The sequence below is a fragment of the Polyangium jinanense genome (assembly GCF_028435265.1).
Taxonomy (GTDB): Bacteria; Myxococcota_A; Polyangia; order Polyangiales; family Polyangiaceae; genus Polyangium; species Polyangium jinanense.
The window spans coordinates 492,554-515,279 of the sequence record NZ_JAGTJK010000004.1 but is presented as its reverse complement, the minus strand read 5'-3'; the positions used below and the strand labels follow the sequence as shown (position 1 = coordinate 515,279).

The 22,726-nt window shown below is 65.7% G+C and carries 21 protein-coding genes; 9 read left to right on the top strand and 12 right to left on the bottom strand.

Annotated features, from left to right (window positions below; genetic code table 11):
- Nucleotides 1-803: sensor histidine kinase (locus tag KEG38_RS13020; protein ID WP_272419735.1), on the top strand; the 803-nt coding region annotated here is incomplete at its 5' end.
- Nucleotides 804-1,607: 804 nt separating this feature from the next.
- Entirely contained in the window at nt 1,608-2,966 is a 1,359-nt protein-coding gene (locus KEG38_RS13015; RefSeq protein ID WP_272419734.1) for a DUF1254 domain-containing protein, read from the top strand.
- A gap of 333 nt (nt 2,967-3,299) precedes the next feature.
- Here the strand turns inward: KEG38_RS13015 and KEG38_RS13010 are convergent, their stop codons facing one another.
- The 3 genes from KEG38_RS13010 to KEG38_RS13000 all read right to left on the bottom strand — a co-directional run bounded on the left by KEG38_RS13010 (nt 3,300) and on the right by KEG38_RS13000 (nt 5,360).
- On the bottom strand, nt 3,300-4,661 hold the full coding sequence (locus KEG38_RS13010) for a hypothetical protein (RefSeq protein ID WP_272419733.1): 1,362 nt from the start codon (nt 4,659-4,661) through the stop codon (nt 3,300-3,302).
- Complete coding sequence (locus KEG38_RS13005; protein ID WP_272419732.1) at nt 4,658-4,873, bottom strand: hypothetical protein; 216 nt, start codon at nt 4,871-4,873, stop codon at nt 4,658-4,660. Before KEG38_RS13005 ends, KEG38_RS13010 begins: the two co-directional genes overlap by 4 nt.
- A gap of 121 nt (nt 4,874-4,994) precedes the next feature.
- Nucleotides 4,995-5,360 (bottom strand): NADH-quinone oxidoreductase subunit B, encoded by a 366-nt coding sequence (locus tag KEG38_RS13000; RefSeq protein WP_504970457.1) that lies wholly within the window; start codon nt 5,358-5,360, stop codon nt 4,995-4,997.
- Between the two features lie 116 nt (nt 5,361-5,476).
- Here KEG38_RS13000 and KEG38_RS12995 point away from each other — a divergent pair, with 116 nt between their 5' ends.
- A complete protein-coding gene (locus KEG38_RS12995) occupies nt 5,477-6,505 on the top strand; it encodes a LysR family transcriptional regulator (RefSeq protein ID WP_272419731.1) in 1,029 nt (342 codons plus the stop codon).
- Nucleotides 6,506-6,516: 11 nt separating this feature from the next.
- On the opposite strand, the gene KEG38_RS12990 is transcribed toward KEG38_RS12995, so the two are convergent.
- The 9 genes from KEG38_RS12990 to KEG38_RS12950 all read right to left on the bottom strand — a co-directional run bounded on the left by KEG38_RS12990 (nt 6,517) and on the right by KEG38_RS12950 (nt 13,858).
- Nucleotides 6,517-7,491: an alpha/beta fold hydrolase gene (locus KEG38_RS12990; RefSeq protein WP_272419730.1), complete on the bottom strand. Its 975-nt coding sequence runs from the start codon at nt 7,489-7,491 to the stop codon at nt 6,517-6,519.
- 43 nt (nt 7,492-7,534) lie between these two features.
- Nucleotides 7,535-8,188 (bottom strand): glutathione S-transferase family protein, encoded by a 654-nt coding sequence (locus KEG38_RS12985; protein ID WP_272419729.1) that lies wholly within the window; start codon nt 8,186-8,188, stop codon nt 7,535-7,537.
- Nucleotides 8,189-8,313: 125 nt separating this feature from the next.
- On the bottom strand, nt 8,314-8,784 hold the full coding sequence (locus KEG38_RS12980; RefSeq protein ID WP_272419728.1) for a GyrI-like domain-containing protein: 471 nt from the start codon (nt 8,782-8,784) through the stop codon (nt 8,314-8,316).
- Between the two features lie 244 nt (nt 8,785-9,028).
- Entirely contained in the window at nt 9,029-9,640 is a 612-nt protein-coding gene (locus KEG38_RS12975) for a hypothetical protein (protein WP_272419727.1), read from the bottom strand.
- A 125-nt stretch (nt 9,641-9,765) separates the two neighbouring features.
- Complete coding sequence (locus KEG38_RS12970; RefSeq protein WP_272419726.1) at nt 9,766-10,881, bottom strand: hypothetical protein; 1,116 nt, start codon at nt 10,879-10,881, stop codon at nt 9,766-9,768.
- Nucleotides 10,882-11,073: 192 nt separating this feature from the next.
- Nucleotides 11,074-11,370 carry a hypothetical protein gene (locus KEG38_RS12965; RefSeq protein WP_272419725.1) on the bottom strand — a complete coding sequence of 99 codons (297 nt, stop codon included), beginning with the start codon at nt 11,368-11,370 and terminating at the stop codon, nt 11,074-11,076.
- Nucleotides 11,371-11,547: 177 nt separating this feature from the next.
- The gene (locus tag KEG38_RS12960; RefSeq protein WP_272419724.1) at nt 11,548-11,925 is read right to left on the bottom strand and encodes a VOC family protein; all 378 of its coding nucleotides are present in this window, start codon (nt 11,923-11,925) and stop codon (nt 11,548-11,550) included.
- Between the two features lie 93 nt (nt 11,926-12,018).
- Nucleotides 12,019-12,624, bottom strand: coding sequence for a GyrI-like domain-containing protein (locus KEG38_RS12955; RefSeq protein ID WP_272419723.1), 606 nt, complete (start codon nt 12,622-12,624; stop codon nt 12,019-12,021).
- A gap of 628 nt (nt 12,625-13,252) precedes the next feature.
- Complete coding sequence (locus KEG38_RS12950; RefSeq protein ID WP_272419722.1) at nt 13,253-13,858, bottom strand: hypothetical protein; 606 nt, start codon at nt 13,856-13,858, stop codon at nt 13,253-13,255.
- Nucleotides 13,859-14,449: 591 nt separating this feature from the next.
- Between KEG38_RS12950 and KEG38_RS12945 the strand changes: the two genes are divergently transcribed.
- From KEG38_RS12945 to KEG38_RS12920, 6 genes are all read left to right on the top strand, one after another.
- Nucleotides 14,450-16,576, top strand: coding sequence for a protein kinase domain-containing protein (locus tag KEG38_RS12945; RefSeq protein WP_272419721.1), 2,127 nt, complete (start codon nt 14,450-14,452; stop codon nt 16,574-16,576).
- Between the two features lie 51 nt (nt 16,577-16,627).
- Nucleotides 16,628-17,302, top strand: coding sequence for a DUF2490 domain-containing protein (locus KEG38_RS12940; protein ID WP_272419720.1), 675 nt, complete (start codon nt 16,628-16,630; stop codon nt 17,300-17,302).
- Between the two features lie 101 nt (nt 17,303-17,403).
- Nucleotides 17,404-18,555 carry a zinc-dependent alcohol dehydrogenase gene (locus KEG38_RS12935; RefSeq protein ID WP_272419719.1) on the top strand — a complete coding sequence of 384 codons (1,152 nt, stop codon included), beginning with the start codon at nt 17,404-17,406 and terminating at the stop codon, nt 18,553-18,555.
- 21 nt (nt 18,556-18,576) lie between these two features.
- Nucleotides 18,577-18,927, top strand: coding sequence for a hypothetical protein (locus tag KEG38_RS12930; RefSeq protein WP_272419718.1), 351 nt, complete (start codon nt 18,577-18,579; stop codon nt 18,925-18,927).
- 63 nt (nt 18,928-18,990) lie between these two features.
- On the top strand, nt 18,991-22,065 hold the full coding sequence (locus KEG38_RS12925) for a serine/threonine-protein kinase (protein ID WP_272419717.1): 3,075 nt from the start codon (nt 18,991-18,993) through the stop codon (nt 22,063-22,065).
- A 13-nt stretch (nt 22,066-22,078) separates the two neighbouring features.
- Nucleotides 22,079-22,657, top strand: coding sequence for a hypothetical protein (locus tag KEG38_RS12920; RefSeq protein WP_272419716.1), 579 nt, complete (start codon nt 22,079-22,081; stop codon nt 22,655-22,657).
- Nucleotides 22,658-22,726 lie beyond the last annotated feature (69 nt).

Here is a 22,726-nt window from a genome sequence, read left to right as displayed (position 1 = left end):
GGAGCTTCCGCGACATCACCGCGCGCGTGCGCGCCGAAGAGCAGCGCGATCAGCTCCTCCTCGACGAGCGGCGCGCGCGCACGGCAGCGGAGGAGGCCGTGCACCTGCGGGACGATTTCCTTTCGATTGCCTCGCACGAGCTCCGCACCCCGCTCACCAGCCTACAGCTCGCCATTCAATCGCTGGGGCAAAGGCTCGCGCGGGGCATGGACGTCGAGCGCGTGCGCTCCGCGGTCGCCCTCTCGGGCCGTCAGGTCAAGCGCCTCGGCGACCTCGTCGATATGCTCCTCGACGTCTCCCGGATCCAGGCGGGGAGGCTCGAGCTGCACACAACGCCCGTCGAGCTGCGCGCGCTCGTCGACGAGGTTGTCGCCCACCTCGGCGATCAGATCGCGCAATCAGGCTGCGCGCTCGCCGTGCGCGCGGAGCAGGCGGTCATCGGCCGGTGGGACCCGCACCGCCTGGAGCAGGTCGTGACCAACCTCCTCACCAACGCGATCAAGTTCGGGGAACGCCAGCCGATCGACATCGCCATCACCCGGGAAGATCGGGTGGCGCGGCTGTCGGTGACGGACCGCGGGATCGGGATCCCGGCCGAAGTGCAGGCGCAGCTCTTCGAACGATTTCGCCGCGGCGTGTCGTCGAAGCATTACGGGGGGCTCGGGCTCGGCCTCTACATCACCCGCACCATCGTCGAGGCGCACGGGGGCCGAATTCGCTTGTCGAGCGAGGTCGGCCGGGGGTCGACCTTCTGCGTCGAGCTGCCGCTCTCGACCGAGTGCCCGGGGGATTTGTCGTCGTAGCGGTTGCCTCGAGCGGTCTCGACATGCTCGCCGCGCTCGTCGGCAACGAGGAGGGGCTTTGTCGACGTGCTTGCCGCGCTCGTCGGCAACGGCTGGGGGCTCCGTCGACATGCTCGCCGCGCTTGTCGGCAACGAGGAGGGGCTTTGTCGACGTGCTCGCCGGGCTCGTCGGCAACGAGGAGGGGCTTTGTCGACGTGCTCGCCGGGCTCGTCGGCAACGAGGAGGGGCTTCGTCGACATGCTCGCTTGCGGTTGTCAGCAACGGCCGGGGGCTTCGTCGACATGCTCGCTGCGCTCGTCGGCAACGGTCGGGGGCTTCGTCGACATGCTCGCCGCGCTCGTCGGCAACGGCCGGGGGCTTCGTCGACATGCTCGCCGCGCTCGTCGGCAACGGTCGGGGGCTTCGTCGACATGCTCGCCGGGCTCGTCGGCAACGGCCGGGGGCTTCGTCGACATGCTCGCTGCGCTTGTCGGCAACGGCCGGGGGCTCCGTCGACACGGAGCCGTGACCATTCGCCTGTACAGAAACGGCAGCGGACTGTCCATGAAACGCAAGATAAGCAGGCGGATGCATTCTTCGCGGTTGCATCCTCGCCTGAAGCGATGGAGGATGACGACGGATTGACGCTCCGTGAGCGATCTCGGCAGAATCGCCGCGATCGCTCACGGGGGTGAGTCGCGCCCTTCGCGATTGAGGCATTCAGCAGCAGCGAAGCGCGGAGCGCGACGGAACCTGGTCCCAGGAGAGCGGTTTCCTACCCGCGAATGGAACGTCGAGCGCTGCGCGCTCGATGAAAGGAGCCTATGGCGACGAACGCTGATTTGGACTTCGAGACGGCATACGAGATCGGCTGCGAGGGATATACATATCTCTATCCCCTCGTGTTGATGGACGTGACGCGCCGGCAGATGACGAACGTCAAGGAGATCGACCTCGCCGCCTGGCGAGCCCCGGCCAACGTGTTCATGAATAACCCGCGCTTCCCGGGGGCGGCAGACCGCACCGTGGTGCGACCCAACTTCGACACGCTCTATTCGAGCGCATGGCTCGATCTCGTGCGCGAGCCCATGGTCATCAAGGTCCCTGCGTCCGGTGGACGCTACTACCTCTTGCCCATGCTCGACATGTGGACGGATGTCTTCGCCTGCCCCGGCCCCCGCACGACGGGGACAGCGGCCCAGCAGCTCGTCATCGTCGGCCCGGGGTGGAAGGGGACGATCAACCCGGCCCTGAACCTGCAACGGATCGACGCGTCGACGCCGTATGTCTGGATCATCGGACGAACGCAGTGCAATGGTGAATCCGACTATGCCAGCGTGCACGAGTTCCAGAATGGCCTCCAGATCATCCCTCTCTCCGCCTACGAAGCCGGGCAGCCGCCGCCGCCGCCCGAGGGGTCAGACGGCGATGACATCAGCCTCGACGAGCCGATGGACATCGTGGAGGAGATGACGCCCGCGGCGTTCTTCGCCTATGGCGCGGACCTGATGCGCCGGATTCCGGCGCACTTCAACGACTACCCCATCCTCGCGCGCTTGGCGCGGGCAGGCTTCGTGGCGGGCCAGCCGTTCGACCTCAACGCAGCCCCGGCGGCGGTGCAAGACGCCTTCAAGAAAGCGGCCCCCGACGCCCTCGCCCAGATGAAGGCGAAGCAGGTCTCCATCACGCCGATGACGGATGGCTGGACCTACGCGAACGAGTTGATGGGGACCTACGGGACGAGCTACCTCCGCCGCGCAATCATTGCCCTGATCGGTCTGGGCGCCAATCTCCCGGAGGACGCGATCTATCCGGTCGGCTACGAGGATTCCACGAGCACCGCGCTGGACAGCGCCATGCATTACACGCTGCGCTTCGAGGCCGACAAACTGCCACCGGTGAACGCCTTCTGGTCCGTGACGATGTACGACGAGCAGGGATACCAGGTCCCGAACGCCATCGACCGCTTCTCGCTGGGCACGCGAAACAACCTGGCCAAGGGCCCCGATGGCTCCGTGACGCTGTACGTCCAGCGCTCCATGGACGAGGCCGATCCGAGGCGGTCGAACTGGCTGCCGGCACCACAGCAAGGCGCGTTCAACCTCACCATGCGGCTGTACTGGCCGAAGCTGCCGGCGGTCAATGCAGATTGGCACCCACCCGCGATCTCGCGAGCGACCTGAATCTCGACAGGCGGGCGCGGGAGTGGAGGCGGAGTCGAATTCCGCTCCGGTAGCTCTGCGTCCGTCAAATCCTCGGAACCACGGCCTTTGTAGACGGAAGGGCGCCTCGGGTCGCGCTCCCCTGGTGCCTTTTCTTCGGCGTAGCCCGCCAACTCGGGGATCACCTCGACCATGGCGGCACCTCGGGGGCCGGCGGATGCGGTGGAGCAGCAGGAGGACCTTAACCGAAGGACCGGCGGGAGCTTGGATTGCGCTTCCTTGGGTCGCCTGCACCGACGGGTGCTACCTCGGCGCGTGGCCACCGTCATCGCGTCGAGGAGCTTCCCTACCGCGCTACCCGCCAACCGCCGTCTGATACGACACGACCACAAGATCCCTCGTTTCCCCAACCTTCGGCGCCACGAACGGCACGAATCGGGTTTTCTCCCAGACAACCCACACGATCGACGGATCGTCCAGCGACCGATCGAAATGGAAATCGACTCGCGAAGGCAACTTGCCATCCTCGGTCACGGACACGATCTCCGCCACCATCGCCCCGACCGGGACGCGGTCTCCCATGCGCAGCGGGGCCTTCTGCATGTCCCGGAACACGGTCGCCATCGGATCACGGAAAAAGCCGTCCGAGAGGGTCACCGACAGTGTGCGATCGTCCGCGCGGCCGACCTTCAGCGTCCCGCCGACCGCCGTCGAGAGCACGCGGAGCGCCGAAGGCAACGGCGCAGTCTCGTTGACCCACGCCGCCATCACCGTATTCACGATCATGCTATCGGGCGCGCTCACCACCACGAGCGTCCGTCCTTCGGCGCCATCGATCCCCGCGAAGAGCAAGAGCCGATCGCTCGGCCAAACCGCGCAAGCTGGCAGCAGAGAGAGCACCATCCCCAGCGCGAAGAACGCGGCATTGCGATCACGGCGCAGCACGGCGAAGATCCCGCCCCCCACGACGAGCAAGACGAGCAGGCAAATCGACACGAGGCTGCGTGTCTCATTCGGCGGCCAGAGTATCCACACGTCGGCGCGCGGCGCCGCCATCTGCCCGGCGAGGAGCACCGGCAGACGCACACCCACCGCGCGGATGAACGCCCCCGTTTGTCGCAGCGGATCGATGTAGAACGCGCCGCCGGCGGCGCCATAGCGGCCAAGCTTGTATGCCGCGAACCAGACCAGAGCAACCCCGACGTGCGGGAGGAGCGCGACCGCGCGGGAGCGCAGGGGTGCGCGATCGAGGAAGAGGGCGTAGGCGAAGAGATACGCGAGGGCGCTGAGCCCGCTCTCTCCAGAGAACACAGCCCCGAGGAGCGCGAGCGGCGCGAGGAAGACGCCCGGCTTCCAGCCGTCCCGGCGGGCACGATCGTGCGCGACGAGCGCGAGCACGCCGAACAGCGTCGAGAGGACCGCGTGCCTGTTCGCAACCCAGCCGATGTCCGTCGAATGGGCGTCGTCGACCGCGAAGATCAGCGCGGCGATCCCTGCGGCGACCGTGGCGCCGAGCAGCCTTCGATAAAGGAGGGCCGCGAAGAAGGCCGTCGCTGCGAAGACAAGAATGCTCTCGGCGTGCATGAACCAGTGCGCGTTCGGCCAGACGCGGTAATCAAGCGCGTGCCACAGCGAATCGAGGGGGCGGAAGAGCGCGAGCTTGAATCCGTCGACGGTCCACCACGGCCATAGCCCCTGATCGCGGAGGGACTTCAACGCGCCAGGATCGTCTCCAAGGAAGCGGAAAAGATCCCAGTCGCCGCGGGGCCCCCGGGCTGCGTGAACGTCGGATGATACGCCATCCGGTGCACGTGATCGTCCATGAACGCCCCCGCCCCGAGCGTAGGCAGAAGCAGGAGAATCGCGAGAAGCGCGACGAGCAGCGGGACACGCCTGTCTGTAAGCCATCCCTTGACACGGGTCAGCATGGCCACCCTGTAAGAATCCCCCGGCAAAGCCGGGGGGCTGTCGCTCCGCCTGTCCTGATTTCGGCGCGAATCACGTCTCATGTGGACTCTTCGCTCTTCTTGCGAAGCTGAACCAAGTCCTTCAGCGGATCCGTGCGCGGCTTGACCACGCCGGGGCGGGGTAGAAGCCGCCCGAGCTGGCGCAAGTGCCAAACGCGAGGACGTACTTCGGCTCCGGCATTTGCTCGTAGATCCGACGGAGCGCCGGCGCCTGACGCTGGCTGATGGTTCCGACAACCCAAAGGAGGTCCGCCTGACGCGGCGAGAAGCGCGGTATTTCCGCGCCGAAGCGTGCATGATCGAAGCGCGGGCTGGAAAGCGCCATGAACTCCATGCCGCAGCACGCAGTCACGAACGGATAGCAGAAGAGCGAGTACTTGCGCGCCCACCCAAGCATCGCTTCGAGGCGCGTGGTGGCGAAGCCACCGTCGCCGTCGTGGAAGGTCACAGTGCGATTCGTGTTTACCATTGGAGGGGTCCCACGTGTCCAGCAAGCGCACGGGCCGAGCATTCCCCGCATTGAAGGGTCGTTCCACGACGGCTGGCGCGCCGTTCGTTGGGCACATGGTCCACCTCGAGCAGGGCCGCTTCGATGTGTCGAAGAACGTACGACCTCGCGTTCGATACGACCATGACATTGATCGCAACGGTTCCAGACCCTATAGGTCTGAATCATGGGAGCTACGTCATCTGCGGTACTTTGTCGCTGTCGCTGAAACGGAGCACTTCGGAAGGGCCGCCGAGCGGCTTCACATTTCGCAGTCGCCGTTGAGCCGGCAGATCGCCCAGCTCGAGGAGGAGATCGGCGCCAAGCTTTTCATCGCCAAAGGACGCGGGGTAAAGCTGTCCCCCGCCGGCCGTAGCTTCCTGGAAGGTGCGCGCGCCACGCTGGCACGCGCCACGCGCGCGGTCGAGGACGCCCTCGAGGCGGCGCAGGGCCGCATCGGAACGGTCGTGGTCGGATTCGAGGGCGGCATGGCCTACAGCGGCCTGCTGCCCAGGGTCGTGCAGATGTTCCGCGCACGTCATCCGCGCGTCGAGGTGCGCCTCGTGCCGCTACCGAGTGAGGAGCAGGTCGCCGCTCTGCGCGATGGCAAAATCTCGCTAGGGTACGGCTATCATCCGCCGGTAGAAAACCCGCTCGTCCACTTCCGCGTGCTGTTTCGCGATCGTCTCAGCGTGGGAATGTCGAAGAGCCATCGACTCGCCACACGACGCACACTGCGGATCGCCGACCTGAAGAACGAGCGCTTCCTATGGATCCCGCGCAAGCGGAGTCCGCGGCTCTATGATGACGTCATCGCCGCGTTCCGAGCGCATGGCCAAACGCTCGAGATCGCCCACGAGGAGGCGGACAACGAAGCCCTCGTCACGCTCGTCGCGAGCGGCGAGGGCCTCAGCTTCTTTACGGAGAGCGCCGCACCCTTCATCCGAGTTGGAGCGGTCCTCAAGCGGGTTCGTGGCCTGGACGTCGTCATCCTTGGTCGCTCCGTATGGCGCGCCGCTGACGAAGAGGATCCGCTCGTACGCTCATTCCTCGAGATCACGAATTCTGAGCACAGTGCCCGGGAGGTCTCGGATGATCGCCAATAAATGCTCCCCAGCTACAGCAAGACATCATCCCCCGTGGATGTCGCGCTGAACGTCGAGTTTTCTTGCACCAGCTCACGCAAGAACGACAGGACTACCTCTCCCAGGCGCTCGGGTTGTTCAAACGGAAGGCCGTGGCCGGCGTCCTGTACCTGTTCGATTCGTACACGTGGGTTGAGACTCCGCAGTTCCGTTGCCATCTCGAGCGTGACGACGGGGCTACAGTCACCCATGACGAGCAGGCTCGGGACGTCAATCGCGCTCACCACGTCGCGATACGCGGGGTTGGGCGGCGTGAGTACGTCGAACGCGCCCATGCAAGTCTTCAATCTCGCCTCGGCTTGAAGCTCGACGATCTCGGGCGAGCGACGCGGGTGTCGGGCTCGGGCCTGCGCAACGAGGTCCGACTTCTGTAAGCCGAGGGCCTGGCGGTGTTGATCGGCGACGTCGCTGTCGCGCACCTCGCGTTGGCGCTCGGGGCTCAAGAACGTCGGGTCGACCAGGATGAGGCCGCGGATGATCCCCGCCCCTCGACTCGCCACCACCGCGGCGGTCATGCCGCCCATCGAGTGGCCAAGCAGAACCGGACGAGAGAGCGAAAGGCCGCGGATGAGGCCTACGACGTCGCTCGCGTGATCGTCGTACCGGTATCCGTGGTGCGGCGCGCTCGAACCGCCGTGCCCTCTGGCGTCGGGCATGACGACGTCGAATTCACCTTCGAGCGCCCGCGCCAGGGGAGTCCAGCAGGCGCCGCTCCCCATCAATCCATGGAGCAGAACGACGGGATCCTTGGCGCCTCCAGTTCGGAGGTAGTGGATGTTGATGCCGTTCGTTTCGCAGACTTCACGGATCCAGGTCGTCATGGAACTGTCCCTGCCTGCCGCAGCTTCGCAAGTGTGATGAAGTGGTTCAGGTCTAAGTACGCGAAAAATACCGGCATCAATGCTCCCCGCAGTCCGCTCGGCGCGTTGAGTGAACAAACTGGCCATCGTAGATGACGGATGACGACTTCGAGCCCAGGCCGGATCTCAATCAGCCGGTCGGTGGCTTGCCGGTGTTGATCGCCGCTTGAGCATCGAAAGCCCGCTTGTAGGCGGGCCGCGCTTCGCCGCGGGCGACATAGGCGGCCAGGTTCGGAAATTCGTTCAGAATGCCCGATGATTTCAGCCTGAGTAGCACCGACACCATCATCAGGTCGCCCGCGCTGAATGCACCGTCGAGCCATTCGGCATCGCCCAGGCGAGCGGAAAGTTGTTTCAGCCGGTTGCGGACGCGATCCTCGACGAGAGGCAGGCGCTCGTTACTCCAGGGCTTATCGCTCTCCAGGATCCTGGCGTTTCCGAGTTCAAGGATCGGCGGCTCCACCGTGTTGAGCGCGGCAAACATCCACGTGATCGCACGCGCCCGGGCATTGGCATCCTCTGGCAGCAGGCCCGCATGGCGCTCGGCGATATGGAACACGATCGCTCCTGTCTCGAACAGGCCGAGATCGCCTTCCTCATAGGTCGGAATCTGGCCAAAAGGATGAAGCGCCAGATGCGCGGGTTCCTTCATCGCACGGAACGAAACAAGCCGAACCTCGTAAGGCTGGCCCACTTCTTCAAGCGCCCAGCGAACGCGCGTATCACGCGCCAGTCCCTTGCCGCCATCGGGCGATCGTTCAAAGGCGGTAATGGTGATGGTCATTTCGAAGCTCCTCTTGGCGAAAATCATTGGCTGCGGGGCTGGCACGCTGTACATGCCAAAGTCTGCCTAACGTCTGAATGAAGCCGCGCCGCGAAGCGGCGTCGGCCTGAATGAATCGTTAGCCGTCATTCCATTGGCTGACGGATGATTGTCTTCCATTTTTCAGGTGCCGCCTTTCGAATGTCGCTCAGATAGATCTCATGGTGCTTGCCCCTAAGGGCAGAACGGCTTGATATGTAGTCATGCACCCGCTGGATTGTCGGACCTTCCGCCGAGAAGGGGCCTACATGCAATGTTTGCGCACACCGACCTTCTCTAAATGTTTCAAAGCGAATGCCTTCAAGGCCGGGCAGTCCCTTCTTGTCTTGAACGCTGGCAATCGCCGACTGGACGATCTGCTTTGCAGCTTCCGGCGGCAGCATGATCATCATTGTCCATTTCCAGCTTTCCTTTTCATCGCGGTTGAAGCTAGTCAAGTCGTCCGCCCACCACAGGCCTTCAAGTGGCATGACCACGTAGTCGAGTCCCTTCTCCTTCTTCAGTGCAAACTTTAGCCTCTTTGTAACTCTTGGATGTGTTGGGATTCCCTTCGCCATCGACCATCAGAAAGTTGAACGCAGGAACGTCAATTTCGACCACCTCCTTTGCGGAAGGCTTGTACAGGTCTTTCAACTCGCTCTTGAGATCAATCTTGCCCACGAGCCCTCCAATGACGGCGAACGGCCTGCGGGTGAGCCGCGAAACCCGCCGAGGTCGAGGTTGCAGCGTGCCCATGACATTCCTGTTATTCGCAAGACTTCAGTCCTCCACGCGGCGGGCGTCGTTGGATCCAGCTGCTCGTTATGCCGGACATCGGTAGTTGAACCCGACATATACGACTGCCTGACGTAGAGGTGACGCAAGCTCATCAAGCCACACGATGCATCCTTCTGGATTTACCTGTACGCCCGCGTCTGCAAGCGGGATGAACGCATCGGGCACCCACGACAGCAGAATCGAGCGAGAAGACGCCTCAGCGTCGTTGTCCTCGAAATAGGCGACCCAGCTTCCATACGGAGGCGCGTTGTTTACATCGAAGAAGCCGTTTGAAGCGACCTCCGCTGCACCGTCTGCGAGGTCCAGATCCGGGAAGTACACGAGCAGTCTTCCTTCGTGCGCTGAAGGAAGCGCAATTCGGCGCCCTTCGAGCGCGCGGCGCCGATTGTAGGCGATATCTCTAACGCAGTCCCAGCGGTCACGGGGTAAAACTCGCGGGCGGACAGTTTCCTGGCGGAAGCAGTCCTTCGGCGACAAGTGGTCGATGCGCATGGCGCACCAAGTTGCAGCTTCCTTGAGCAGGAGTTGCAGATATTCAAGCCATGATGATGTGTGCGAGAGCTTGAACCCGAACTCGGCTCCGGCTTGTGTCGCGCGAAGGAACCGCTCAGCGTCTGCCTGCGAGGTTATTCGCATCACTCATCCTCTCGGCATAACGCACTGTTCAGCCGCGGGATACACTGCCGAGCGGAGCGAGGCGGCGTGCTCCGTCGGTCTGCAACACGTCGTTGGGCGGTTCTGCCTTCCGATGCGGGTGGAGCTCACCGCTCTCGCAGCGATTTGAGCGCGCGCACCACCGCTGGGAAGCGCGCGGCGAGGGTGCGCTCGATCCATCGATTCCCCCAGATGATCGCGAGCATCAGAGGACCCAGGAGGCAAACGGCTTCGATCGACGTGCGTGCGGCTGGGTAGAGAGCGTAGGCGAGGGCGAGGGCGAGCACGCCGGCGAGCAGCACCACGCCGGCGTGCCACAGCGACCAGCGTGGCCTCGTCGACAGATGCGGCACATAGGGCGTGACCTCGAGGAGTCCGCGCTCCACCGCGGACTTGCAGGCCAGAGGCGGCAGCGCCACGAATAGGTGGTCGTCTCCGTGGGTTTCGACGGAGAACAGGCGCAGCTCGCACCCCAGCGCATGGGCGCGGGCGTTGCAGAGGTCGACGAAATCGAACACATCCATGGTCTCTTCGCTCTCCCTCCAGGCTTGGAGCTCGGCGTCGAAGTCCTCGTCCTCTGGCACGCCGATCATCTTCGGCAGCTCTTCCCAGGCGTCCCCGTCCCGGTGGTCGAAGGTGTGAACCCAGCGCTTCCCCTTGTGAGTGGCGAGGTCGTCTTCGCAGCCGATGGCGGAGAGCAGCCACCGCACCTCCGCGGAGCCGCTCTCGTGGAACTGCCATCGGCCCTCTATCTTGTCGTACTCGGCCCAGGGATCCAGGCCCTCGCCGACCGCGTCCACGAAATCGTCAGGGGAGACTTTGCGGAGCCGTCCCGTCACCGCCGCGAAGTCGGTGAGCCAGGTGGAAAGCCGGTACTGCCGCGCCGCCGGGCGCGCCCCGAAGACCTCGAGCAAGGGGCCGAGGTGGGGGGCCCGGGCCACGAGCGCCTGCTCCACGCCGGCCCGTAGCGAAGCGAGCCTTGCAACCTCGACGACGTTGAGCGCCACGCTCGGGTTGCGCCGGGTGAGCGAGGGGATGGCTTCGCCTGCAAGCGACGTCAGCCCGTGGAGGAGCGCGCTCACCTCGCCGTCCGGCAGGACGCGCCCGTCCACCATCCCGGCGATCCGGAGCTGCCGGAAGCGCTCCGATAGCTCGAAGGCGAAGGCCTCGGGCGCACGCGTGTAAAGGGTGAGGCGCAGTTGAAGCAGGATCCGGTGAACCACGGCGGGCAAACCTAGCAGGTCTCTGCACCCTTTTGCGACTGGCGAGACGCGAGCGCGACGCTTCTGCCGATGGCCCTCTCGCGGCCCCTCGGCTCAGCCCGAGCCGGAACGAAGCTGCCGTCTAGAGGGTGGCTGCCCGCCCAACGCTTCGCGAGAACCCGTCGGGGCAGCCGGTCGGTGTTCATCGCGTGGTCACTTGAGATTTCGAGGACGGTATTTGAGTTGGTCTTCTTCGACCAGTGTTGCGAGATGAGTATCCTTGGCGACACGAAAGAAGTCCAGACATCCGGGTTCAAGGTTGCTTGCCGCCACAACGAAGTAGTCATTTTCGTCGGCAACAATGGAAAACGACACGGGTGGATTCATGCGTTCGGGGAATGATTCGCGATAGCAACGGGCCACCGCGACCTGCACGGCAGGCTCGACCTGAGGCAACTCTGCCCGTGAAGAGAAGGCTTTTCGCCAAGCATTTCGCAACCACTCCAACATGTGCCTGATCACTCCGTTTTTCTTGCGAGGTCAACGCCTCTGTTGATTACGTTCCACCGACGAAGCCTGCCTGGCATGGCCTTATGCTCCGGTTGGTCGGTTTCCGCCAAACGTTTGAGTTCACCCGCGGGCAGAAGCAGGCGAAGCCTGCTTTAGCACGTCGGGTGCAACGAAGGGTCAGGCCTCGGGTTCGTGGCAAACCACTTCGATGTTGTGCCCGTCCGGACCAATGACGAAAGCTGCATAGTAGTTCGCGTGGTATTGCGGGCGCAGACCAGGCGCACCGTTGTCTTTGCCACCCGCCTCCAGAGCCGCGCGATAGAAAGCTTCGACTTGCTGGCGATTCTCGGCCGTGAACGCCAAGTGAAGATGCGCCGGCTTCTCCTCGGTTTGGTACAGGCACAATGAAGCCTTACCACCCTTTGGGCTAAGTTCGACACCGTACGTCGGCGGCCCCTCCGAGACAACAGCTACGCCGAGCGGTTCGAGTGCCTTGAGGAAGAACGCTTTGCTCGCTGCATAGTCGCTGACTCCGAATTTGACGTGGTCAAACATGAGTTCTCCTGAAGTGTGTGGGCCTGCGCGAGGCCTACCGTCTGAATTAAGCCACGCCACAAAGTGGCGTCGACTCAATTGAATCATTAGCCGTCATTCCATTGGCTGACGGATGATTGTCTTCCATTTTTCAGGTGCCGCTTTTCGAATGTCGCTCAGATAGATCTCATGGTGCTTGCCCCTAAGGGCAGAACGGCTTGATATGTAGTCATGCACCCGCTGGATTGTCGGACCTTCCGCCGAGAACGGGCCTACATGCAATGTTTGCGCACACCGACCTTCTCTAAATTTTTCAAAACGAATGCCTTGAAGCCCGGGCAGTCCCTTCTTGTCTTGAACGCTTGCAATCGCCGACTCGACTATCTGCTTTGCAGCTTCCGGCGGCTGCATGATCATCATTGTCCATTTCCAACTTTCCTTTTCACCGTGGTTGAAGCTAGTCAAGTCGTCCGCCCACCACAGACCTTCAAGTGGCATTACCACGTAGTCGAGTCCCTTCTCCCTCTTTAGTGCAAACTTTATGGTGTATGAAACGGAATAGAGAGCCTCTACCGCCTCTTTGTAACTCTTGGATGTGTTGGGATTCCCTTCGCCATCGACCATCAGAAAGTTGAACGCAGGAACGTCAATTTCGACCACCTCCTTTGCGGAAGGCTTGTACAGGTCTTTCAACTCGCTCTTGAGATCAATCTTGCCCACGAGCCCTCCAATGACGGCTAACGCGCGGGTGTGCTGCGGTGCGCCGTGCCGAGCAAAGCGAAGCTCGGCGCACCGTCAGCACCAGCCGCTTGTTAGCCGGCCCTTTCGGTCCCTCCGGAAGTGGTTCGGGCATCGTGACTGCACTCCACCGCATCTCGCCGATGGTAGCAGAAGCCGCGCCCGGGGATCTCCCGAACCACGAAGCCACGCCTTTCGAGAATGGGGCGCACTCTTGGATTCGGGCGCGCGCAACTCGTCGCGAAGACGAGCCACTCGATCTCAGCAGCGCCTCGGCGCTGGGCCAGCCGCACGAAAGCCGGAATCAAAGCCGGCAGCACACCCTCACCCCCGCCGTCAACATGGGCGAGCTCCGTCCGAAGGACACTGCCCTCGGTGGCGAGCGAGAGGAGCACGTCGGCTGTCCCGACTCGTACCACGAGCGGGCGACCGCTCACGGCCTCTGCTTCGAGCTCTGGACCAAGCGCTTCAGGAAGCTCACCGGGATGGAACCCCTCGATCAGAAGTTGTCCGGAACCCGTCATCGTGCGTCGTCCTTTGCGCGGCTAACGGCCTGGCGCTGAGCCGCGGGCGCGAAGCGCTCGTCAGATCCAGCGCCTTGTTAGCCGGGTTATGTACGAACGAGCGCAACAAATTCCGCAACCGACAAAATTTTCGCCTCGCGGAGAACCTGATTGGCAGCCCGCGGCTGGAACTGGAGCAACGCCTCGCGCAATGGCTCATCCTCGGAGACGAAGCAGTTGAGCGTTGGATGGAAGTCGAGCGCCGCGGTATCGCATCCAAAAATCCACGAAACCAGGTGCCGCGCGTCTCCTTTGGAGATGCCTTTGATCTGTTCGAGCTCGCCTTCGAGCGTGTTTGCCTCGTTCCACTCGAACCCAGCGCATCGAAAAGAGATGTCGAGCAGGGTGTACTCGTCGTTCGTCTTTGCACACGGATACGCGAGCCAGCGCACGCCCATGTCGGTAGCGATCGTAATTTTGCGTGCGTCGTTCGCTTCCGCGCGCGTGCGCTTCTCCGGCGTCAGCCGCGGGTTCTGCTGCCCGTGGGCCATTTCCACCTGTACGATCTCGGACATCCAGAGCGATATTTCTGCGGCCCGAGCACGACTTCGCAACTCAAGCAGAGCTGCCTGGTGCTTCCCCAAGTAGCGGCCATCGTCGATGCGAAGCAGGTGATCGATGACAGGATAATCTAGAAAGGCTGCAGGCTTCATCGTACGATTTTCCTCCGGCTAACTGTGGAATTAGCCCGCAGCCGCATAACCACCTCTCCGCGCTGATGATCTACACCCACATCATCGATCGCGACCCCCTGGGCATCGTGAGCCCACTTGATTGATGAGAGGCGAAGGGGCGCTGCGCTGCGGATCGACGCTACAGCCCGCCCCCCCGCGGCGCAAACGTGGCTCGTTGACCAGAAGCTCCCGGCAGCACCCAGGCCCACGGAAGTATGGGTCTCACGACACGGTCCCAATCTGCAAGACAAATCCAGAACCCTTCGACACCACACATCATGCCCTTCTGGGCCCTGCCGATGCTTCGCGCCCGTTCGCGCACCGCTCAAGGACGGGCGTGGCGAGCTTCCTCCGGTCCGGCGAGCCGGGGGCAGCTCCTTGGTCTCGGCGTCGATTGCGTTGAGCTTTCCGACGAACCCGAGCGCGGCGAACGCGCGCAGGCACTCTGGAACCCGGGCGCGGCTTCCCCTTTCAAGCCCTGCGACGTGCGCGCCCCCCACCTCCGCCCGCGCCCGTCTGTCGCGCACTTTGACGGCAGGCACCATCCGCGCCTACCATCGCTCCCCGAGCATGCCGCTCCTGCGCTCCCAAGACGTCGATCTCCGCGACCTCGCGCGCGGCGCGCCCCCGCTTGCAGACGCGTGGGGCAGCCCCACCGGCGCACGCCTCGCCAGGCTGCTCGGCGTGGGCGGCATGTCGAGCGTGTTCCTCGCCGAGGTCGATCCGACAAGACGTTCGAGCGCGCTCTCGCCGCTCTGTCCGCCCCGCATCGCCGTGAAGGTCATGAAGCCGGCCATGGTGTCGGACCTCATGCAAGAGGGGATCTTCGCAGGGCAGCTCGCGCAGCGCGAAGCCACGGCCCTCAGCCGCATCATGGACCGCACGCCGCCCACCGAGTTCGTCGTGGGCTTCTACGGGATGGGCGAGGCGCCCGTCGACGTGCGCGGGCGGACCGTAAAACTGCCTTGGCTCGCGCTCGAGTACGTCGACGGCGGGCCCGATGGATCGTCGCTCGCCGATCGCATCACGCGCGCGCCCGACGGATGTGATCCGATCCGCGCGCTGCGCCTCTGCCGCGGCATCGTCGAGGGCGTGCTCGCGCTCCACGACGAGGGCATCATCCACCGCGATCTCAAGCCCGACAACGTGCTCATCGTCGGGCCCGTCGGCGACGAGACGCCGAAGATCGCCGACTGCGGCATCGCCCGTGTCGCCGACGCGACGTACACGATCGCCGCGCTCACGCGCGAGTACGCAGGCTCCGAGCAGTGGCTCTCGCGCCCCGGCGAGAAGAATCCGCTCATCGGCCCGTGGACCGATGTGCACGCGCTCGCCGCCGTCGTGTGGTTCGTCCTCGGAGGCGAGCACTGGTGCCGCGGGCCCTGGGACAACGGCTTTCTCGTGACCGGCGAGCGCCGATCGCTCGTGACCGCGCCGCGCTTGCATCCGGGCTTCGCCGCCGATCGCGCGACGCTCGCCGAGCTCGATCGTGTGCTCGGCAAAGCCGCCTCGCCGGCCTTGCCCGATCCCTTGCGAAACGAGGAGGCCGCGCGCGCGCTCGCCCCGCGTGAGGCGCCTTCGCGGTTCGACTCCGCACGCGCCTTCGCCGATGCGCTCTTGCCCCTGCTCGAAGCGGCCGCCGCGCGCTGGAAGGCCCGCGCCGCGCGCGAGGACCGCGCGACGACCGCGTTCCGCACGACGCAGGCGCTCGCGAGCCCCGCCGTGACGCTCGAGCCGACCGCGGAGATCGTCGAGCTTCTGCCCGTCGAGATCAAAGGCGTGATGCTGCCGCCGCTCAGGCCCGGCAACGTCGCGTTCCAGCCCGACGGCCGCGCGCTCGTGCGCTTCGGTGGGCGGCTGATGTACCTCTGGGGCCCACGCGCGTTGCCCATCCCCATCGGGCCCAAGGACGCGTCGGTCGTCGCGGCGACGACGTTCGTGGTGCGCGGCCCGCACGCGGGCTTTGCGCTCGTCGGCCCGTCGCATGTGCGGCTCGTGCGGCCGGGTCAGATCGTCCCGCTCGTGCTCCCTCCGCGCGAGACGCCGATCGAAGCGGCACTCGGGGATGGGCAGACGTTCGCCGTCGTCACGGCAGCCGTGGAGGGCGACGAGGACAGCTTGCCCGAGCTCTGGCTCTGGAACGACGAGGGCTGGTCCGCGCCCGTCGCGCTCCCGCTGTCGGGTCACGTGCTCGCTCTGTCCTCGGGTCCTTACGGCATGCTCGTCGTGGGCGCGAACGCGAGGGGCACGCGCGGGCGCGCGCTGTTCGCGAGTTACGACGGACAGACGACGGTGTACGCGACGGGCGTGCAGGACAAACCCGCGCTGTACACGGCGCTCTGCAGCGGCGAGCGGCTCTCGTGGGCCGCGGGCGAGGGCTTCGTGCTCGGCCTGGATCGAGGCGCGGTGATCCCCGAGGAGGTCGAGGCCAAGGATCGGCCCGTGGCGATGGCGCTCGATCCGGTGGGCCTGCCGTGGATCGTGACGATGTCCTCGGTGATGCGTCGGCAAGCAGGCTCGACGTCGCCGGTGTGGCGGACGTACTACGAAAAGGACCCGGGGGCGCCGCCCCTCGTCGGCATCACGTTCACGCACGAAGGGGCGCGTGTCATGGACGCGCGTGGTGGCGGGGCGAACCTCGTGCCGCGGGACATCGGCAGCTGGCAAAGCACGTCCGCGGTGCTCGATCAGAGCTAGGCGCGCCCGATCGCTTGACCACCAACGAAACCTGTGGCTCGACTGCAGGGCATGAAGCGCGCCCTCGCCGTCCCTGCCGCCCTCCTCGCGCTCTGCCTCGCGTCCGAGGCGCACGCTGATTACGAAGTCTGGCTCTGGTCCGAGAACCGCGTGCCGATCGTCCGCGCGGACAAGCCGACGTTCCCCCGCATCGACCTCCGCGTGTACGCCGAGTCGCGCCTGAACGGTCGAAGCGGCGGCCTGCACCAGTCGTTCCTGCGGACGGGCCCCCTGTTTTTCCTGACCGACTTCCTGTTCATCGGCGTCCAGGGGACGATCTACGCCGATCGCCTGGCCACGGGCGCATTCGCGCAGGAGGCGCGTTTCGAGTTCGAGCCGAACTTTTTTGGTCGTATCGGCGATTTCACGTGGAACGACCGGAACCGGTTCGAGGCGAGGTTCCGCGATACGGAGACGAGGTACCGGTATCGCAATCAGCTCCGGATCAACTACGCGCCGAAGGGCGCGAAATGGCTGCCGTTCGTCTGGGACGAGGTGCTCGTGGATCTCTCGGGGCTCGGTCTGAACCAAAACCGCGCGCTGATCGGCCTCGCGCGAATGCTCTCGCCCCAAACGCGCCTCGACGCAGGCTTCATGCTCCGGAGCCGGGAGGATGCTTCGGGGTGGACCCACGACCGGGTCTTTTTCATGTCGCTTTTCTTCGACGTGCCGCCGCCGGCGAAGTGACGCCCGCAATTCCAGCTTTGACGCGATTCTCTCGGAATCGTTCGGCCCGCTAACCGCCGGTCTGCCTCTTGCATTCGTGTACCTCGGGAGAGGTATCACGTATGCTGGCACTCACGTACCATGGTCCAAAGCGGGTTCGCGTCGAGGAAAATCCCGAGCCGCGGATCGAGCATCCGAACGACATCGTTCTTCGGGTGACACGCGCGACGATCTGCGGCTCCGATTTGCACCTGTACAACGGCTACATCCCCGACACGCGCGTCGGCACGATCTTCGGCCATGAGTTCACCGGCGTCGTCGAGGAGGTCGGCCCCTCGGTCGCGAGCCTCTCGCGCGGCGATCGTGTGGTCGTGCCCTTCAACATCGCCTGCGGCACGTGTTTCTTCTGCCAGCGCGAGCGGACCTCGCTTTGCGACAACACGAATCCGCTGACGAAGGTCGTGGGCGGCGTGTTCGGGTATTCCCACACGACCGGCGGCTACCAGGGCGGACAGGCCGAACTCGTGCGGGTCCCGTTCGCCGACGTCGGGCCGATGAAGATCCCGAACGACCTCTCCGACGAGGATGTGCTGTTTCTTTCGGATATCCTCCCCACCGGATACCAGGCTGCGGAAATGGGCGACATCACGCCCGAGGACACCGTGGCCGTCTTCGGCTGCGGGCCCGTTGGGCTCTTCACGCAAAGGAGCGCGTGGATCCTTGGCGCGCGCAGGGTCATCGCCATCGACTCCATCGATGACCGCCTCGCGTTCGCCCGGACGTACAATGCGGTGGAGACCATCAATTTCAAGGAGCACCCCGACGTCGTTTCGCGGCTGCTCGAAATGACGGAGGGTCGTGGCCCGGACGTGTGCATCGAAGCCGTCGGCCTCGAAGCCAAAGGGTCCCTTTTGCACGGCGTCCTGGGCAAAGCGCTCCGCGTCCAGGCCGGATCGCCCGTGGCCCTGAACTGGGCGATCCAGGCGGTGCGGCGCGGCGGCAGGGTCTCCATCATCGGCGTCTACGGGCCGCCGTGGAACCTCGTGGACGTGGGCAGCGCGATGAACAAAGGCCTGACGATCAAAGCAGGTCAATGCGACGTCAAGCGCTACATGCCCCGCCTCGTCGAGCACATCCGGCAGGGCCGCATCGACCCGAAGGCGCTCATCAGCCATCGCGTGCCGCTCGAGGAGGCCGCCGAGATGTATCGCCTCTTCAATGCCCGCAAGGACGGGGTCCTCAAGGTGGCGCTCATTCCGCCAGGGACCAAGTGACTTTCCAGAAGGGAGGCGAAGATGCAAAGGAAGGAACATCGACCGAATGACCTGCCCTTTTGGGGCGCCGACCGCGACCTGATGGACAGGCCGGGCGTACCGCGCGAGACGTCACCGCGCCCGATGGGCAACGCGCACTGGATCCAGCCCGAACAGCAGCCTCTCGACGAGGCGGCGCGGACGCGGCCGGAGATGGAGACGACCCGCACGACGCCCGTCTTCAGCACGGCGCTGCCGCCGCGTGGTCTCTCGGGCAGGCTGCGCCTCATTGCGTATGCGATTCCCGACCATCGCGTGAGCCACTGGATGCTCCGCATCGCCGCCGATCGGGTGGACGTGGTGCAGGACCTCTTCCGGCGCACGCGCACCTAGCTCGATCCCGCGTCAGCTCCATTTGACACGCCGCCCTGGCCTCGTGACAATGTCCGCCCTGGCATGTCGAGCGCCCTGCCCGAAGCCGTCCGTCGGCTGACCGATCTCCCCGATGCCGAGCGGCGCATCGGGGCGTTCTGGCTCGTACGGCAACTCGGTCGCGGCGGCTTCGCGCCGGTTTGGCTGGCCGAAGAGACCGCGGGCACGACGAAGCTAAGGCTCTCGGCGGTCAAGCTCTTTTCGCTCGACGCGGGCGGCGAGGCGGGCCGGCAAGCGATCATCGACGAGGCCGCCCGGCTCTGCCGCGTCGAGCACCCGAACGTCGTGCGCTTCTACCAGCTCCCCGTCGACGAGACGCGCGGCGTGATCGGCCTCGCGATGGAGTACGTCGCGGGCGAGTCGCTCGGCGAGCGGCTGCGCGACAAGCAGACGCTGTCCGTGCGCGAGACGATCGACGCCGGCATCGCGATCGCCTCGGCGCTCGTCGCGGTCCACGGCGCCGGGCTCGTGCACCGCGACATCTCGCCCGCGAACGTGGTCGTCGACGCCGCCCTGCTCGGCACGCCCGCGGCGTACAAGCTGATCGATTTCGGCATCTCGGCCGCGTCGACCGCCACGCCAGGACAAACCATTCCCTCGATGCGATCGAAGATCCCGAGCGCGCCGAGTACGCCGCGAGATCGCCCGAGTGATCGAGGCTTTCGCTCGCCGCTCGAAGCGATCGGGGGAAAACGCGGGTTCGTCGATCCAGTCTGCTGGCGTGCTCTCTCGCCCGCGACGAGCGCGAGTGATCTCTATGCGCTCGGCGCGGTGCTCTTCGTTTGCCTCGTCGGTCGGACGCCCGCGGCGGGCCGGGGCTCGCTCGACGAGGACGTCCTCCACGGGCGAAAAGAGCCGCCGCGCCTCGCCGAGCTCGTGTCGGAACTCCCGGCCTCGCTCGGCGATCTCGTCGACGCGCTGCTCGCCCCCGAGCCGGAGGGGCGGCCTCGATCCGCCGAGATCGTGGCCATCGAGCTCGAACGCATTCGCAGCGCGCTCGTCGGGCGAAGGCGCGCGCTGCCGCCGGAAGAGGACGGCCCATTCCGTGGCCTCGAGCGGTTCGAGAAGGAGCACCGCGACGTGTTCTTCGGCCGCAGGGTCGAGGTCGCGGCGGCGCTCGAAGTCTTGCGCACGCGTGGCCTCGCGGCGCTGCTCGGCCCGAGCGGGAGCGGCAAATCGAGCCTCGCGCGCGCCGGCATCCTGCCCGCGATCGCCGACGGCGCGCTCGGCGGTCCGCGGCAATGGGAGACCGTTTTGATCTCGCCCGGCACCGATCCGCGGCAGGTCCTCACGACGGCGCTCTTTCACATGGGCCTCGATCCGAAGCGCTCGCCCGAAGAGGCGGCCGCGCGCGTCGAGGCGTGGCTCTCGCAGAGCAAGCGCGGGCTCGTGCTGCTCGTCGATCAGCTCGAAGAGATCGCCACGCTCGCGCAGGGCCCCGGCGGAAAGAGCCAGACGTGGACGCTCGATCTGCTCGCGCGGCTCGGCGAGCGTCCCTGGCCGGGGCTTCGCGTCGTGGTGACTGCGCGGCGCGATTTGCTCGATCCGATCCTCGCGCACGAGCAGGTGGGCCGCGTGATCACGCGCGGCGCGGTGCTCGTCTCGCCGCTCGGATCGGCCGCGTGGGGCGAGGTCATCGACGCGGCGTTCGAGAGCTACGGCTACACGTTCGAGGATCCGCGGCTGCGCAAGGAGCTGCTCGAAGCGCTGGAGACGACGGCCGGATCGATGCCGCTCGTCGAGTTCGCGCTGCGCGAGCTCTGGCACAGCCGCGATCGCGCGAGGAAGCTCATCACGCGATCGTCGCTCCGCGCGATCGAGTTCTCCGGGGCGCTCTCGCGGCACGCGAACGAGACCATGGATCGCGCGGTGAAGGAGGCGGGCACCGAGCGCATGGTGCAGCGCATCCTGCTCTCGCTGACGACGCCCGCAGGAGCGCGCATGACGCGGCGGATCGGAGAGCTCGTGCGCGAGCTCGGCCCCGCAGCGCGCGCGGTCGTGCAGGTCTTCGCGGAGGCGCGGCTCGTCCTGCGCGAGACCGAGCGGCGCAAGGACGGCGAGGTCGAGCTCGTGACGCTCGCCCACGAGGCGCTGCTCGTGCACTGGGGGAAGCTCCGGGACTGGGTCGCGAGCGAGCGAGAGGAGCGCCTCGTCATCGAGGATTTCGAGGAGGCCGCGAAGGTTTGGGAGGAAAAACCCGACCCCGAGCTCCTCTGGCGAAGGCGCCGCCTGCTTCTGCTCGAAGAGATCCTGCGGGCGCGGCAGATGCGCCTCGAAGGCGCGGCAAAACGGTTTTACGCGGCCAGCGTCGCGGCGGCGCAGCGGAGCCGGATCATCGGGGGCGTGGTGGGGATCCTGGCCGGCGCCATCGCGCTCGGGGCGGGGACGGTGTACGTCGACCTCGAGGCCCAGCGCGCGCAGGCCGAGGCGGACACGGCCATGGCGAAGGCCGAGGCGGCGCTCGCGCTCGCGCGCGAGGCGAAGGCGCAGGCCGACCGGGAGCGCGCCGTCTCGGGGCAAAAGGAGGCCGAGAAGCGCGAGGCCGAGGCGAAGGCGGCGCTGACGGCGCTGAAGCTCGTGCAGGGCTCGCTCACGCCCCAGACGAAGGCGTCGCCCTCCGAGCCGAAGGAGCCCACGGCGCTCGATTCGAGCGTCGTCCGCCAGCTCGACGAGTACCTCGTCAAGCAGGAGCGCGACAACGCGAAGCTGCCCGAGCCGCTCGAAGACCTCCTGCGCGAGACCGAGCACATCCCGCCGCCCGTCGTCGAACCCGGGCTCACGGGGCCGGTGACGGCATTGCCGCAGCCGCGCGGCGGGCCCGTGGCGCGGTCCGTGGTGCTCGGCGAGGCGTACTCCAAGCTCTCGCAGGCGAAGGTGGTCGCGGCCTCCTGCAAGCGCGAGGACGAGGAGCAGCCGAAGGGCAACGGCAAGGTCGCGCTCGTCCTCGATCCGAAGGGGACGGTCTCGGCCGTCTCGCTCGACGAGCGTTTCGTGGGGACGAAGGTCGGGGCGTGCGTGGATCGCGCGTTCCGGCAGGTAATCGTACAGCCATTCGAGGGAAAGCCGCTCACGGTCATATGGTCGTTCGCCATTCCGTGATACGATCGATGGCATGAATCATCGACTTGCTTTTGTTTCGATCGCGACCGTTTCCCTGGTGTTCACCGCGTGTGGTCTCGGGAGTTATCAGCCGCCCACGGGGAACGGGGGCGAAGGGGGAGAGGGCACGAGCGTGGGGGGCGCCGGCGGCACCGGCGGCGAGGGAGGCGGGGCGGTCACCTCGAGCAGCGTCGGCGGTGGTGCGGGGAGCGGCGGCCACGGCGGCGGCGGCACGGGCGGCAATGGGGGGTCGGGGGGGAATTGCAACGATCAGACGCCGCCCGTCTGCTTGAAAGACTGCATGCCTAACATGCTGACGAACGCCGAATGCATCGGCGGCGCGTGGGTGTGCCCCCCGGGCTCGGCCGAGGCGAGCACATGCCCGATGCAGTCCGGTTGCTGCACGACGCCGTCGGAATGCCCGGCGATGTTCACCTGCGTCAACAAGGTGTGCAAGGAGCCGGTGCTCCCCGGGCAATGCTGGACCAACGGGGAATGCACGGAAGCAGAGGTTTGCGAAGGCGCCATCGTCTGCGCCTGCGGGGACACGTGCTTCACGCCGGATACGCCGGGCAAGTGTGTGCCGGCTTGACAACCATGGCCCCGACGCTCACGTGACCGCGCGGTCCCGGAGCCACGCGGCGATCAGATCTTCGAGCCC